The sequence below is a fragment of the Leclercia sp. G3L genome (assembly GCF_021117075.1).
GTDB classification, from domain to species: domain Bacteria; phylum Pseudomonadota; class Gammaproteobacteria; order Enterobacterales; family Enterobacteriaceae; genus Enterobacter; species Enterobacter adecarboxylatus_C.
Genome location: NZ_CP088265.1, coordinates 2,054,687 through 2,068,906, shown reverse-complemented (window position 1 = coordinate 2,068,906; position 14,220 = coordinate 2,054,687). Strand labels below are relative to the sequence as shown.

Sequence of the window (14,220 nt, the reverse complement as noted above, 5' to 3'; positions counted from 1 at the left end):
CGGCGCTGCGCTTGCCGGGCCTACAAAGTCAAAGGCAAGGTTTGTAGGTCGGGTAAGGCGTAGCCGCCACCCTATCACCGCCGACGCTGCCAGATCCACAGCGCCGCAATCGCCAGCGCAAACAGGCCACCAAAGCCGACCCCAATGCCCACCACCGGCACACCCACCTTCACCGCCAGCGAGTAAAGACCCAGCATCAGCAGCATGGCGGCGTTTTCGCCGAGGTTTTGCACCGCGATGGCGTTGCCTGCCCCGACGGTCTGCTTCCCGCGCTCCTGCAACAGCGCATTCAGCGGCACCACGAAGAAACCACCGCAGATCCCCATCAGGAACAGCAGCGCATAGGCTGGCAACAGCGCATGCTGCAGCGCGAAGATCAGCACCACAACGCCGATCAGGATCCCGGCGGGCATGCAGCGCGCGACGGTTTGCAGCGTTACCAGCTTCGCCGCCGCCCCCGCACCCAGCACAATGCCCACTGCCACCATCGCATTGAGATAGGTCGGTGTGGCGTTATCGGTAATGCCCAGCGCCGTCGGCACCCACAGCACCAGCAGGAAGCGCAGCGTGACCCCCGCGCCCCAGAACATGCTGGTGCCCAGCAGCGAGAAGCGGGTTTCGCCGTTCCGCCACAGCAAGCGACAGGCATTAAAGAAGCTGGCGGTCATCGGCGTAAAACGCCAGGACTGCCCCGGACGGGCCGCCGGCAGTTTCGGGATAAACAGGTTGGCGATCACTGCCCCGGCATACATCACCGCGCAGATCCCCAGCGCCGCCAGCACGTGCCAGTCTGCCAGCACCCCACCCGCCATCGAGCCCAGCAGGATCGCCGCTATGGTCGAGGCCTCCATCAGCCCGTTGGCTTTGACCAGCTTATCGCCCGTCGTCAGTTCACCGAGGATACCGTACTTGGCGGGGGAGTAGGCTGCCGCCCCGATCCCCACCAGCGTATAGCCAATAAACGGATTCACGCCGAAGCAGATGCTGGCGGCACCCAGCAGCTTCAGGCTGTTGGCGAACATCATCACCCGCCCTTTGGCGAAGCTGTCCGCCACCTGACCGACAAAGGGGGCGAAAAGGATGTAAGCGCCCACAAACACCATCTGCAGGATCGGCTGGCTCCAGTCCGGATAAAACTGGGATTTGAGCAGCGCCAGGGTGGCAAACAGCAGCGCGTTATCACCAAAGGCAGAGAGGAACTGGGCGGCAGTAACCGCCATCATCCCCTTCGACCAGATGGAGGTGTTAGTGGGTACTGACTCACTCATTATGCGACTCCGCCTGGTCAACCATGCCTTTGAGGGTGACAAAATCCGGTTTGCCGCTACCCAGCACCGGGAGTTGTTTCAGATAACGAATATCGCGTGGAACGGCCAGTTCCGGGATACCATGTTCACGCGCATGCTGAAGAAGCTGCTCGCGCTTCAGCTCGCTGTCAGTGGTGAAGAGCACCAGCGCCTCACCTTTGCTGGCATCGGCTTTCACCGCCGTGGCGTGCATTTTGTCTGCCGATACGGCCAGCGCCAGCTGTTCCACCATCTCCAGCGACACCATTTCTCCGGCAATTTTGGCAAAGCGTTTTGCGCGCCCCTGGATCTGCACATAGCCCTGCTCGTCAAAGCGCACAATGTCCCCTGTGTCGTACCAGCCGGCCTCCACTTCACCGTTAACGTTTTCCGCCGTCGGCACTTCCAGCACGCCCGGATTTTCTACCCGCAGGTAGCCGTTCATCACGTTCGGTCCTTTCAGCTGCAGGCGTCCGCCCTCTTCGATACCCGGAACGGCGAGCAGACGCGCGTCCATCCCCGGTAAAATGCGCCCGACGGTGCCGGGTTTCGCCGCCATCGGCACGTTAATGGAGACTACCGGCGCGCACTCGGTCACGCCATAGCCTTCCAGAATGCGCAGGCCAAATTTGTCCTGCCACAGCTGGCGGGTGCTCTCCTGCAGTTTTTCCGCCCCGGCTACCACATAACGCACGCGGTGGAAATCATAGGGATTGGCAAAACGGGCGTAGTTGCCGAGGAAGGTCGAGGTGCCGAAAATCACCGTACAGTTACGGTCGTAGGTCAGCTCCGGCACGATGCGGTAGTGCAGCGGACTCGGGTAGAGGAATATTTCGGCCCCGGTCAGCAAGGGCGTGAACAGCCCCACCGTCAGGCCAAAGGAGTGGAACAGCGGCAGCGCCGACATAAAGCGATCCCGGGCGGTGAAGTCGGCGATGGTTTTGATCTGCTCGACGTTGGCCAGCAGGCTTTTATGGCTGTGAACCACCCCTTTCGGGCTCCCTTCCGAACCGGAGGTAAAGAGGATCACCGCGGCATCTTCCGGCTGCTGTTTAACCTGCGCCAGGTGCGGCATCAGCAGGTGAGCAAAAATCCACAGCTTGTCGCCAGCGGTAACTTCCGCTTTCAGATCTTCGAGGAAGACCCAGCGCACCTGGGTGAGCTGCTCCGGCAGATGCCAGAGTTTACCTTTATCGAGGAAGGTACGTGAGGTGAACACGGTGTTGATCTGCGCGGCGGTGATGGCGCTACCGAGCCCCTTCACGCCGGCGGTGTAGTTCAGCATTGCCGGGACACGCCCGCGAGAGACGGCACCAAAGATCACCGCGGCGCTGATCCCAGCGTTGGGCAGCATCAGGCCGATCTTTTCCCCCTGTTTGCTGTATTTTTCGAGAATACGGCCCACAAACAAGGTCTTGGTCAGCAGCTTGTGATAGTTATCAGGGGCGAAATTGATATCGTCGATACAGTTTTTCTTCGCGCCATAGCGGTACATCGCCGTCAGCAGCGACTCATAAAGGGTCTCACGCGGGCGCACCGCCATCCGGGCTTCCATCATGACCTGATGCAGCATCTCACCGGCGATTTTACGTCGATCCCGGGCACGGGGCGCGTCGGGCATTGGCAAGGAGGTCGGCGGCAGCAGATGCAGGGTGATGCGCGGGAACAGGCGCTGTTTCACCAGCCCTTTCAGGCGGCTGAAAAAGGTCAGTTCTGCCCCTTCAATGCGCACCGGCACCACAGTGGCACCGGATTTCGCTGCCACAAAGCCCGCGCCGTCATAGATTTTCATCAGCGAGCCGGTAATGGAGATACGCCCTTCCGGGAAGATCACCACCGGACGCCCCTGCTCAATCAGACGCACCAGGTGTTTGATCATCATCGGTTTGGTCGGGTCGAGCGGGACAAAATCAATCAGCTTCGTCAGCCAGCGCATGTACCACTGCTTGCTGACGGAGGTGTAGACCGCAAACACCGGACGCACGGGTAAAAACAGCGCCAGCAGGATACCGTCAATAAAGGAGACGTGGTTGGGGGTAATAAGAACGCGATCGGCGTGCAATGCCCGGGTGTCGCCCGTCAGACGGACGCGAAAAAGAATACGGAACAGCGTGCGGAAGAACCCAAATAGCATTTCAACTCCCTTTGCCTTTCAATTAGCCGGGTTACGGTAAATTGTGGCAGATTACACGAGAAGTGCAGCAGGAGCGACAGCCGGATAAAGACAAAAAAAAACCTGCGCATCTGCGCAGGCTGGTGCAAGAGATGAGTACGCAGTACGTACTAAGAATTCTCACCAATCAATACCTCTGGGATCTTGATTGTGGATCCAGGCCATCGACTTCACCAGCGCAAAAAAGCAAGGGAATGAGCCGAAGTGCAACCAGGTGTGAATTTCTTCGGCGGCTGTTACATTTTGAACAACAAGCAAAAAAAACCTGCGTAAGAACGCAGGCTGGTGTAAAGCGTGTCAGTTAACCGCGGGTCAACTTCACCTATCAATACCTCTGGGATCTCAAATGTAGCAACGGCGACTAAATCCCTGCCAGCAGACAATCGCAACAGCCTGAGGCAAAGTGTAACCAAAGATTCAAATTCACCCGCTTCTGTCACGCTTCGCTGTGTAACGATTACACAATTTCCGCAGCCACGTGTCACCTTTGTGAATTGCCTCACCGCCCTGCGCTTGAATACGCCTGACTTTTCCGCAACACTATTTAGTGTGTAAACGCTTACCCCAATGAGAAGGTAAAGAATGGCGACAATTAAGGATGTGGCCCGACTGGCGGGTGTTTCTGTCGCCACGGTTTCACGCGTCATCAATAATTCCCCCAAAGCCAGCGAAACCTCCCGCCAGGCGGTGCTGACCGCCATGGAGTCACTGAACTATCACCCGAACGCCAACGCCCGGGCGCTGGCTCAGCAGTCCACCGATACCGTCGGGCTGGTGGTGGGCGATGTGTCGGATCCCTTTTTCGGCGCGATGGTGAAAGCCGTCGAGCAGGTCGCCTACCACACCGGCAATTTTCTGCTGATCGGCAACGGTTACCACAATGAGCAGAAAGAGCGTCAGGCGATTGAGCAGCTGATCCGCCATCGCTGCGCGGCACTGGTGGTCCATGCCAAAAAGCTGTCGGACGAAGAGCTAGTTCATCTGATGAAGCAGATCCCCGGCATGGTAATTGTGAACCGTATTATTCCCGGCTATGAGCAGCGCTGTGTGTCGCTGGACGATCGCTACGGCGCCTGGCTTGCCACCCGCCACCTGATCCAGCAGGGACATACCCGCATCGGCTACCTCTGCTCCAATCACGCCATATCTGACGCCGAAGATCGGCTGCAGGGCTACTACGATGCACTGCGCGAGAACGACCTGCCCTGCAACGATCGTCTGGTCACTTACGGTGAACCCGATGAGCGCGGCGGTGAGCAGGCGATGACGGAGCTGCTTGGACGGGGGCGTAACTTTACGGCGATCGCCTGTTACAACGACTCGATGGCCGCCGGAGCAATGGGGGTGCTGAACGATAACGGGATTGACGTGCCGGGAGATATTTCGCTGATCGGCTTCGATGACATCCTGATCTCGCGCTATGTACGGCCGCGGCTGACCACGGTGCGCTACCCAATCGTCACCATGGCGACCCAGGCGGCGGAGCTGGCGCTGTCACTGGCGGATAAACGTCAGCCGCCGGAGATCACGCATGTCTTCAGCCCGACGCTGGTGCGTCGTCACTCGGTCACACCACCGGCAGAGTCCGCCAGCGAATAGCGGTAGAGATGCACGGTTTTGTCCGGGTACTCCAGACCGTCACCCATGTAGTGCCAGCCGTAGCGTTCATAGAAATCGCGGCAGGCGGACCAGAGATGCAGTTCGCGATAGCCGATCCCGGCTGCATATTTCTGCACGTGCTGCTGTAATTTCCCCGCCAGCCCCTGCCCGCGCGCGGCTTCATCCACGTACAGCGCCGCCAGCCACGGATAGAGATCCTGGCGGGTGATCAGGTCGCAGCGCCATAGCCCCACCGTGCCGAGTAGCTGTTCACCCTGAGTGGCAATAAAGGTCAGCGGCAGCGCGCCCGGCGTTTGACTGTAAGTCACTACGCTGGCAAAAAAGTCGCGCGACAGCCCGTCGCCAAAGGCCTGCCATAGCCAGTCGATCACCTGCTCCGCATGCTGTGGGGCGGCGTACAGCGGTTGAATAATCACACCAGCTTCCCCTGGAAAATGGGCACCGACTCAAACAGATAGCCGTCAAAGTCCGGGGCATCTTCATCGGAGAGTTCCAGCAGGCTCTTTTTGACATTTTCCAGATGCTGGAACATCGCCTGCCAGGCCCCCATCACGTCGCGGCGACGCAGGGCGGCCAGAATAGTCTGCCTGTCGCCCAGCCACTTCAGGCGATACGCCCTGCTGGCGATATGAACGTTAAACTGCTGCCACAGTGGACTGCTATCCATGTGGTGCCAGACGCTTTCGACGGTCGCCAGCAGCATCTGGTTCTGCGTGGCGCCCGCCAGCACCAGATGGAACATCTTGCTGTTGTCCTGGCTGTTGTCGTTGGCGGCGATCGCCCGCTGCTCCTGCTCAATGATGCGACGCAGGTTGTCGATGTCCGCCCGGGTCGCCATTTTGGCGGCAAAGGCGGCGATGTTGCTTTCGAGCAGCTGGCGCGCCTGCAAAATCTCAAACGGGCCAACGTCGCTTTTTAACAGACGCTCTTCCTCGTTCTCATGCTCTTCGGGAATGCGCATCACGTAGACGCCGGAGCCCTGACGGATATCCACGGTGCCCTGTAACTCCAGCATCAGCAGCGCTTCCCGCACGATGGTGCGGCTGACGCCGTAGGTTTCCGCAATATTGCGCTCCGGCGGCAGACGCGAGCCCACGGGATAGTGCCCCTGGATGATCTGGGCGCGTAAATCCTCGCCAATCTCCTGGTACTGCTTCTTTTCCGCCGGGACGACAGCCTTATCCACGTTATCACCTGTACTCTGAGTTAATGCGGCCAGTTTGCGCACTATGTTACCAGAAGCATCGCGATCTGCGCCTACTTCCATTCGTCATCGAGGGTCAGGGTCAGGACGCGCTCATCACGCAGTTGCCGGAACCAGCTGGCCGACTTTTTGGCGCGTCGGGCGCGGTTATCCGCCAGATCGATCTCAATCAGGCCGTACCGGTTTTTAAAGGCGTTCATCGGCGAGACGTTGTCGGTGAAGGCCCACAGCATGTAGCCGTGGCAGTTCGCCCCCTCCTCCCGCGCCAGCAGGGTGTAATAAAGATGCTCGCTGATAAAGTTGATGCGGTAGTTGTCCTCGATGATGCCGTCGTGGTTACGGTACTGGGCTTCGTTTTCAACTCCCATCCCGCTTTCGGCCACGAACCAGTCGATGTTGCGGTAGTCGTTTTTGATCCGCATCGCCATGTCGTAAATGATGCGCGGGGCGATCTCCCACCCGCGAGAAGGGTTCATCCGCCGCCCCGGCAGTTCAAACGGCTCGTAGTAGTACGCCGGGTGGAACGACGTCTCGGGGTGCCAGGCCCGGGACGGAGCCTTTACCCGGTGCGGGTAATAGAGGTTGATGCCCAGCTCGTCAACGGTGTTGTCGGCAATCAGCGCCAGCTCTTCGGGGCTGTACTCCCACTGCACCTGATGTCTCTCCAGCAGGGTGAACAGTTCCTGCGGGTAGCGCCCGTGCACCAGCGGATCGAGGAATACCCGGTTGTAGAACAGATCGTAGATCTCCGCCGCTTTTACGTCATGGGCCGCACGTGAGCGTGGATAGGTCACTTCCGGGTTAAGAATGCAGCCCACGCTGCCGCTGTAGCCCTTCTCGCGGAACAGCTTCACCACCTTCGCCGTCGCCAGCACCTTGTGGTGATTCCACTGCATCCAGGTGCTGGTGTTCTGTTCGTAGGGCCAGCGCAGCGCGTCGAGATAGACCCGGGTCTGCACCACAATCGGCTCGTTGAAGCTAAACCAGCGCTTCACCAGATGGTGATAGCGGGCAAAGACCTTTTCGGCATAGCGGACAAACAGCTCCACCACATGCTTCGAGGCCCAGCCGCCGTAGGTTTCCAGCAAGGTGCCCGGCAGCTCGTAATGCTCGAGGCAGATCATCGGCTCAATGCCCTGACGATGCATCTCGGCAAACAGGGCGTCGTAATATGCGGCGTACTCCTCATCGACGGTGGCGTTTTCATAGTCGGTGAGAAAACGCGACCAGTTGATGGAGGTGCGGTAGTGGGTCAGCCCGGCCTGCTTCATCAGCGCGACGTCTTCGCGGAAACGGTTAATGAAATCGGTAGCGACTGCCGGACCGTAGCCGTTATGCCACACCTGACGATCGTTTTTGTACCAGAGATCGATCCACGAATCCTGCCCCGCTTTCTTGCCGCTCCAGCCCTCGGTCTGCCAGGCGGAGGCCGCAGCCCCAAGGATAAAGTCCCCGGGGATTTTTATCTGTTTAATGCTCATGCGTTATTCGTTGCCTCCTGGTTAGCGGCCTGAATCGCGGCCTGCTCGGCACGGCGTGAAGCGATCTTCACAAACGGCAGGTAGATCAGCACCGCAGTAATAATGCAGACACCCTGGGTGACCACTGCGCCCATCGAACCGGCGGTGGAGAGCCAGGCGTTGATCAGCGGCGGCGTGGTCCAGGGCACCATCACTACGGCTTTACCGGCAAAGCCGGTGACGGTGGCGAAGTAGCCGATGGAGCCGGTCACTAATGGGGTGATGATGAACGGGATCGCCAGAATCGGGTTGAGCATGATTGGCATACCGAAGATCACCGGCTCGTTGATGTTAAAGATCCCCGGGCCGATGGAGAGCTTGGCGATCTCCTTCATCTCTTTACGTTTGGTGCCAATCATCACCGCGATCAGCAGGCCGATGGTCAGACCCGAGCCGCCGATGCTCATGTAGACGTCCCAGAACGGCATGGTGATGATGTTCGGGATCTCTTTGCCCTGCTCAAAGGCGCTCATGTTGACGGTGATCGCCCCCAGCAGCAGCGGCTCGCGGATCGGTTTGATCATCTGGTTACCGTGGATACCGATCACCCAGAACAGCTGGGCGACAAACATCAGCAGCAGGATCCCCGGCAGGCTTTGCACCACCCGCTCCAGGGGCTGTTGCACCACCTGGTAGACCGCATCGTAGAGGTACATGCCGGTCACCTGATGGAACACAAAGCCGAAGGTGGCGATGAGGGTGGTGGTAATGATCGCCGGGATCAGCGCCGAGAACGAGGCCGACACGTTCGGCGGCACGGTGTCAGGCATCCTGATCTTCAGCCCCGGCCGGCCTTCCAGCCAGCAGTAGATCTCTACCGACAGGATGGCGATGAACATGCCGAGGAACAGGCTGCGGGTATCGGAGAACTGGCGCAGGAGCACATCTTTTACCATGTGCATTTCGCCGTCGACCATCATCTCAACGGTAGTTGGCGTGACGCAGATAAAGCAGATCACCGCCAGCAGCCCCGGGAAGAGGGATTTAATGCCGTTGATACGCCCCAGTTCGATGCCGATCAGGAACACGGCCCCGATATTGAGGAAGTTCAGCGTGGCATAGTTCAGGGCGCTGGTGATCGGCTTCAGCGTGGCGAGAAACGAGAGCGACTGAAAGCTGGCTAAGCCGTTTTTCGGATCCAGCACCATATTGGAGATCAGCACCGAAAATGCGCCCACGATGATGACCGGCATTAAGGTGATGAAGGCGGACTTTATCGCCATGATATAGCGATAACTGTTGAACTTTGTGGCGAAACTGCCCAGAGAGTTGATCAGTTTTTCCTGTAATGCCATGGGGTAATACCTCAGTAAAAGGGCCTTTATTGGGATAAGGTGTACAGCCGGCTTCTATTGGCATACCAAAAATAGCTTCCAGTCACGATTTGTTCTGTGATTAAGCTCTCAACGCGACAAGAGGTATCCCAGAGTGTGATTTATAATCACTTTGGTATGCCACTTTTGCCTGACTCCTCACCCGTTGCCAGAAAGCGTGATCCTGATGAGGGTTTTGCCCCTCCCGCCCGGCTTATGCCGCTGAACGTCTGTGATAAACTTGCGTGCATAACGTGGAAGCAGGAAGAGCAAATGGCAACAATGCTGGATGTCTCACTGCGCGCGGGCGTGTCGAAAGCCACGGTGTCGCGCGTACTGAACGGCACAGGTCAGGTCAAAGAGAGTACCCGTCAGCAGGTGTTTAACGCGATGGAAGAGCTGGGCTACCGCCCCAATTTTCTGGCGCGATCGCTGGCGAACCGGACCAGCAACAGCATTGGTCTGGTGGTTTCGACCTTTGACGGTTTTTACTTTGGGCGCCTGCTGCAGCAGGCCTCACGTCAGACCGAAACGCACGGCAAGCAGCTGATTGTCACCGACGGTCACGATACCCCGGAGCGGGAAGAGGAAGCGGTGCAGATGCTGGCCGATCGCCAGTGCGATGCTATCGTGCTCTACACCCGCTACATGAGCGAAAAAGCGATCATGAAGCTCATCAACAGCGTCAAGATGCCGCTGGTGGTGATTAACCGCGACGTCAGCCAGGCCCGGGAGCGCTGCGTGTTCTTCGAACAGCAGGCAGCCGCCTTCAGCGCCGTGGAGTACCTGATAAGCCAGGGGCACCGGGAGATTGCCTGCATGACGGTACCGATCCACACCCCCACCGGCAAGGCGCGTCTGACCGGCTATCGCAAGGCGCTGGAAAAGCACGGCATTCCCTGGGATGAGAGCCGGGTGAAGTATGGCGATTCGGGAATGACCCGCGGATATGAACTGTGCCAGGAGTTACTGAACGACAAGGTGCCCTTCAGCGCCCTGTTTGCCTGTAATGATGATATGGCGCTGGGGGCCTCGAAGGCACTGCACCAGGCCGGGCTGCATATTCCGCAGGATGTGTCGTTATTTGGTTTTGATGACGCGCCCTGCGCCAGGTGGCTGGAGCCCGCGTTATCTACCGTCTATCTGCCGATCGATAACATGATCACCACCGCCATCGATCAGGCGATCCGGCTGGCGAAAAGCGAGCCGATCGAAGCGATCCCGCCCTTTACCGGCACGCTGGTGTTACGTGATTCGGTAGCGGCGGGACCCTGGTTCGATCAGAACAGTTCGAGGGCGAGCAGTTCCTGAATGGTCTGACGACGACGGATCAGCCGCGCCTCACCTTTATCAAACAGCACTTCCGGCAGCAGCGGACGGCTGTTGTAGTTCGAGGACATGGACGCGCCGTAGGCACCGGTATCGTGCAGCACCAGGTAATCCCCGGGCACAACCTGCGGCAGCGCGCGGGTTTCCACTTTCCCGCCCTCCTGCTGGGTAAAGACATCCCCGGATTCGCACAGCGGGCCTGCCACTACCGTCTCTACCACTGGTGCCTGGGTTAAATCCCGGCCGTCGGCCGCGAGGGCCGTAATGTGGTGATAGCTGCCGTACATGGATGGACGCATCAGATCGTTAAAGCCCGCGTCGATCAGCACGAAGTGACGGCTGCCCATCGCCTTCACGCTGCGCACCTGGGACACCAGCACGCCGGATTCCGCCACCAGGAAGCGCCCCGGCTCGATCTCCAGCTTCACCGCATGCCCCAGATGAGCGGCGATTTTGTCGCGCGCGCCGTTCCACAGGCCATAGTAATGATCGGTATCGATCGCCTCTTCCCCTTCGCGATAGGGAATAGATAAGCCACCGCCCGCGGAGATCGCCTCCAGATCCTGACCGAATTCGATCACCTGACGCACCATCGCGCCGCACACCTGCTCAAGGTGACCGTAGTCCACGCCGGAGCCGATGTGCATATGGATCCCCACCAGCTTCAGGTTATAGCGCTGCAGTACGGTCAGTGCCGCAGGCAGATCGCTATACCAGATGCCGTGTTTGCTGTTTTCGCCGCCGGTGTTGGTCTTCTGGCTGTGGCCGTGACCAAAGCCCGGGTTGACGCGCAGCCAGACGCGATGGCCCGGCGACACCTGTCCCAGCTGCTCCAGCATATCCACCGAACCGGCGTTGACCGGGATCTGCAGCTCATGCACTCGGGCCAGGGTGGCGCTGTCGATCAGGTCGGCGGTAAAGACGATGGCGTCGCGGTCGATCTTTGGATCGTAGCCCGCCGCCAGCGCGCGCTCGATTTCACCCAGCGATACGGAGTCAACCTTAACGCCCTGCTCGCGCATCAGGCGCAGAATATGGATGTTGGAGCAGGCTTTCTGGGCAAAACGCACCACGTCGAACTGATGCAGGGCGGCAATTTTGTCGCGGATAATCTGCGCGTCATAAACCCAGACCGGGCAACCAAACTCCGCAGGCAGGCGCAGCAAATTGTCGGCGTTCAGATCGGTATCGGTGTTGTTCAGCGGGCGTGGCATGGTGCTCTCCGGGAAGTCGATTTTTTATGATTACGCCACAGCGCGAAGAGAATAAAAAATATCGTTTTATCGCCAGTCTATGCAAAAATGATATGGATTACGCGCAACCAGGTCGCCTCCCATGCCCGCTGTAAATTTACGCCATATTGAAATTTTCCACGCGGTGATGACCGCCGGAAACCTGACCGAAGCCGCGCGCCTGCTGCATACCTCCCAGCCGACGGTGAGCCGCGAGCTGGCTCGCTTCGAGAAGGTGATCGGCCTGACGCTGTTCGAGCGTACCCGCGGGCGGTTGCACCCCACGGTGCAGGGGCTGCGGCTGTTCGAGGAGGTGCAGCGCTCCTGGTACGGGCTGGACCGCATCGTCAGCGCCGCCGACAGCCTGCGCGAGTTTCGCCAGGGCGAGCTGTCCATCGTCTGCCTGCCGGTCTTCTCCCAGTCGTTTTTGCCCGCCCTGCTGCAGCCGTTTCTCGCCCGCTACCCGGACGTGAACCTGACCATCGTCCCGCAGGAGTCGCCGTTGCTGGAGGAGTGGCTCTCGGCCCAGCGCCACGATCTTGGGCTGACCGAAACCCTCGCCACCCCGGCGGGTACCGCCCGCCATGAACTGCTCTCATTAGATGAGGTGTGCGTCCTGCCTGCCGGACATCGGCTTGCTGAAAAAGCGGTACTGACCCCGGCGGATTTTCAGGGCGAGAACTACATCAGCCTGTCGCGCACCGACAGTTACCGGCAGCTGCTGGACACGCTCTTTGCCGAGCATCAGGTGAAACGACGGATGGTGGTGGAGACCCACAGCGCCGCCTCGATCTGCGCCATGGTGCGGGCGGGGGTGGGGATTTCGGTGGTGAACCCGCTGACGGCGCTGGACTATGCCGACAGCGGGATTGCGATCCGCCGCTTCAGTATTTCGGTGCCCTTTACGGTGAGCCTGATCAGGCCGCTGCACCGCCCGGCCTCGGCGCTGGTGGATACCTTTAGCGCCCATCTGCAGCAGGGGCTGGATACCATTATTGATCCGCTGGAGCGGCTGTTAACCTCGCACGCTACGAAAGCATAAACGCCACCGCATCGGCGGCGTGGATCGCGGCGGTATCAAACACCGGGATCGGGCTTTCATCCGCCGGGATCAGCAGGCCAATCTCGGTGCAGCCGAAGATCACTCCCTGCGCCCCTCGATCGGCGAGCGTCTGGATCACGCTCAGATAGTACTGGCGTGAGTCCTCGCTAAAGGTGCCGAGGCAAAGCTCTTCAAAGATGATCTGATTGATGCGGGCCCGATCTGCCTCGTCCGGGATCAGGCTTTCGATGCCGTACTGCGCCGTCAGCCGCCCGCTGTAGAAATCCTGCTCCATGGTGTAGCGGGTGCCGAGCAGCGCCACGCGGTTCATGCCCGCCGCGGTGATGGCCCGCCCGGTAGCATCGGCGATATGCAGGAACGGCAGAGAGCAGCGCGCTTCAATCTGCGCGGCGACTTTGTGCATGGTGTTGGTGCACAGCAGAATGGCCTCCGCCCCTGCCCCCTGCAATCCCAGCGCTGCCTCAGCGAGGATCTCTCCGGCCTTCTCCCAGTCGCCGCTGGACTGGCAGGCTTCTATCTCATGAAAATCGACGCTGTGCAGCAGCAGGCTGGCCGAGTGCAATCCTCCCAGGCGCTGCTTCACCCCCTCGTTAATCAGACGATAATACGGAATGGTGGATTCCCAGCTCATTCCTCCCAACAGGCCAATCGTTTTCATCGTGCTCTCCTTTCCGGTTTCACCCAGTGAAGCAAACTTGTGATCGAGTTTCCAGTTCTCTGGTTCCACATTTCCTTTTACCCGGCACTGGGATAAATTAAATGAAACGATGTTTCACTATATAACAGGACATGAGCATGTTTATTTTCCACAAAGAAACTCAACTTGAAGATCTGGGTAACGGCGTCTCCCGCCGTATTCTGGCGCACGACGGCAAAATGATGGCGGTAGAGGTCAATTTCGAACAGGGTGCCGTAGGCCCGATGCACAACCACCCGCACGAGCAGCTGACCTATGTGTTATCCGGTGAATTCGAATTCACCATCGGTGAAGAGAAGCATGTCGTTACCGCCGGGGATACGCTGTATAAGCAACCGCACATTATGCACGGGTGCGTTTGCCTGAAGCCGGGCACCCTGCTGGATACCTTTACCCCGGTTCGTGAAGATTTCCTGAAATAATGAACAGGGCGATGCAACTGCATCGCCCTTTTTTCTGCTTAAGTGCAATTCGCTTTATCTCAGCAAATTAATCATTCAACAAGTTAACTATATCCTCGCTACCTTAATTCCCATGTTACATTTTTGCTACAAATATTAGTAGTTTGTCTCTGCCGACGAAAATTCCCAGAATATGTGAGCAAAGTCCTCTGTTTAGCTGGTTTTTTCTCATCGCCTTTCCGCGCAAGTCGATAAAAATGCCATCCATCTCACCTTATTGAAACGCTGTTTCGACCGCGATCACATTTCCACTATTTATTGAATGACGTGGATTTAAATCACAATAAAATAAATTAAAACGTCGTTTTACAAATTGAAAACG

12 protein-coding genes are annotated in these 14,220 nt (G+C 58.5%); 4 read left to right on the top strand and 8 right to left on the bottom strand.

Annotated elements, in window-relative coordinates; genetic code table 11:
• Positions 1-74: 74 nt before the first annotated feature.
• Together lplT and aas are read right to left on the bottom strand one after the other, a co-directional pair.
• Entirely contained in the window at positions 75-1,268 is a 1,194-nt protein-coding gene (lplT, locus tag LRS40_RS11405; protein WP_231313727.1) for a lysophospholipid transporter LplT, read from the bottom strand.
• Positions 1,261-3,420, bottom strand: a complete 2,160-nt coding sequence (gene aas, locus LRS40_RS11400) for a bifunctional acyl-ACP--phospholipid O-acyltransferase/long-chain-fatty-acid--ACP ligase (RefSeq protein ID WP_231313726.1) — start codon at positions 3,418-3,420, stop codon at positions 1,261-1,263. The genes lplT and aas overlap by 8 nt, the downstream gene beginning before the upstream one ends.
• 621 nt (positions 3,421-4,041) lie before the next feature.
• Between aas and galR the strand changes: the two genes are divergently transcribed.
• Positions 4,042-5,058 carry an HTH-type transcriptional regulator GalR gene (gene galR, locus LRS40_RS11395; protein WP_142486973.1) on the top strand — a complete coding sequence of 339 codons (1,017 nt, stop codon included), beginning with the start codon at positions 4,042-4,044 and terminating at the stop codon, positions 5,056-5,058.
• Here galR and LRS40_RS11390 read toward each other — a convergent pair.
• The 4 genes from LRS40_RS11390 to LRS40_RS11375 form a co-directional block, all read right to left on the bottom strand.
• Positions 5,019-5,495 (bottom strand): GNAT family N-acetyltransferase, encoded by a 477-nt coding sequence (locus LRS40_RS11390; RefSeq protein WP_156264566.1) that lies wholly within the window; start codon positions 5,493-5,495, stop codon positions 5,019-5,021. The genes galR and LRS40_RS11390 overlap by 40 nt on opposite strands.
• Positions 5,492-6,265, bottom strand: coding sequence for a GntR family transcriptional regulator (locus LRS40_RS11385; RefSeq protein ID WP_142486975.1), 774 nt, complete (start codon positions 6,263-6,265; stop codon positions 5,492-5,494). Before LRS40_RS11385 ends, LRS40_RS11390 begins: the two co-directional genes overlap by 4 nt.
• A 71-nt stretch (positions 6,266-6,336) precedes the next feature.
• Positions 6,337-7,764 (bottom strand): glycoside hydrolase family 1 protein, encoded by a 1,428-nt coding sequence (locus LRS40_RS11380; RefSeq protein ID WP_231313725.1) that lies wholly within the window; start codon positions 7,762-7,764, stop codon positions 6,337-6,339.
• Positions 7,761-9,098, bottom strand: coding sequence for a PTS sugar transporter subunit IIC (locus tag LRS40_RS11375; protein WP_142486977.1), 1,338 nt, complete (start codon positions 9,096-9,098; stop codon positions 7,761-7,763). Before LRS40_RS11375 ends, LRS40_RS11380 begins: the two co-directional genes overlap by 4 nt.
• Before the next feature lie 291 nt (positions 9,099-9,389).
• On the opposite strand from LRS40_RS11375, the gene LRS40_RS11370 reads away from it, so the two are divergent.
• Positions 9,390-10,427 carry a LacI family DNA-binding transcriptional regulator gene (locus LRS40_RS11370; protein ID WP_231313724.1) on the top strand — a complete coding sequence of 346 codons (1,038 nt, stop codon included), beginning with the start codon at positions 9,390-9,392 and terminating at the stop codon, positions 10,425-10,427.
• Here LRS40_RS11370 and lysA read toward each other — a convergent pair.
• Positions 10,397-11,659, bottom strand: a complete 1,263-nt coding sequence (lysA, locus tag LRS40_RS11365) for a diaminopimelate decarboxylase (RefSeq protein ID WP_142486979.1) — start codon at positions 11,657-11,659, stop codon at positions 10,397-10,399. The two genes, LRS40_RS11370 and lysA, sit on opposite strands and share 31 nt — an antisense overlap.
• 121 nt (positions 11,660-11,780) lie before the next feature.
• Here lysA and LRS40_RS11360 point away from each other — a divergent pair, with 121 nt between their 5' ends.
• Positions 11,781-12,719 (top strand): LysR family transcriptional regulator, encoded by a 939-nt coding sequence (locus LRS40_RS11360; protein ID WP_231313723.1) that lies wholly within the window; start codon positions 11,781-11,783, stop codon positions 12,717-12,719.
• On the opposite strand, the gene LRS40_RS11355 is transcribed toward LRS40_RS11360, so the two are convergent.
• Positions 12,706-13,398, bottom strand: coding sequence for an aspartate/glutamate racemase (locus LRS40_RS11355; RefSeq protein WP_231313722.1), 693 nt, complete (start codon positions 13,396-13,398; stop codon positions 12,706-12,708). The genes LRS40_RS11360 and LRS40_RS11355 overlap by 14 nt on opposite strands.
• A gap of 137 nt (positions 13,399-13,535) precedes the next feature.
• Between LRS40_RS11355 and LRS40_RS11350 the strand changes: the two genes are divergently transcribed.
• Positions 13,536-13,859: a cupin domain-containing protein gene (locus LRS40_RS11350; RefSeq protein WP_142486982.1), complete on the top strand. Its 324-nt coding sequence runs from the start codon at positions 13,536-13,538 to the stop codon at positions 13,857-13,859.
• Positions 13,860-14,220: the final 361 nt, after the last annotated feature.

Bases quoted from the DNA above. Each gene is read 5' to 3' on its own strand.
- lysA (WP_142486979.1), bottom strand. From the start codon at position 11,659: ATGCCACGCCCGCTGAACAACACCGATACCGATCTGAACGCCGACAAT.
- LRS40_RS11360 (WP_231313723.1), top strand. From the start codon at position 11,781: ATGCCCGCTGTAAATTTACGCCATATTGAAATTTTCCACGCGGTGATG.
- lplT (WP_231313727.1), bottom strand. From the start codon at position 1,268: ATGAGTGAGTCAGTACCCACTAACACCTCCATCTGGTCGAAGGGGATG.
- LRS40_RS11370 (WP_231313724.1), top strand. From the start codon at position 9,390: ATGGCAACAATGCTGGATGTCTCACTGCGCGCGGGCGTGTCGAAAGCC.
- LRS40_RS11375 (WP_142486977.1), bottom strand. From the start codon at position 9,098: ATGGCATTACAGGAAAAACTGATCAACTCTCTGGGCAGTTTCGCCACA.
- LRS40_RS11380 (WP_231313725.1), bottom strand. From the start codon at position 7,764: ATGAGCATTAAACAGATAAAAATCCCCGGGGACTTTATCCTTGGGGCT.
- LRS40_RS11350 (WP_142486982.1), top strand. From the start codon at position 13,536: ATGTTTATTTTCCACAAAGAAACTCAACTTGAAGATCTGGGTAACGGC.
- galR (WP_142486973.1), top strand. From the start codon at position 4,042: ATGGCGACAATTAAGGATGTGGCCCGACTGGCGGGTGTTTCTGTCGCC.
- aas (WP_231313726.1), bottom strand. From the start codon at position 3,420: ATGCTATTTGGGTTCTTCCGCACGCTGTTCCGTATTCTTTTTCGCGTC.
- LRS40_RS11355 (WP_231313722.1), bottom strand. From the start codon at position 13,398: ATGAAAACGATTGGCCTGTTGGGAGGAATGAGCTGGGAATCCACCATT.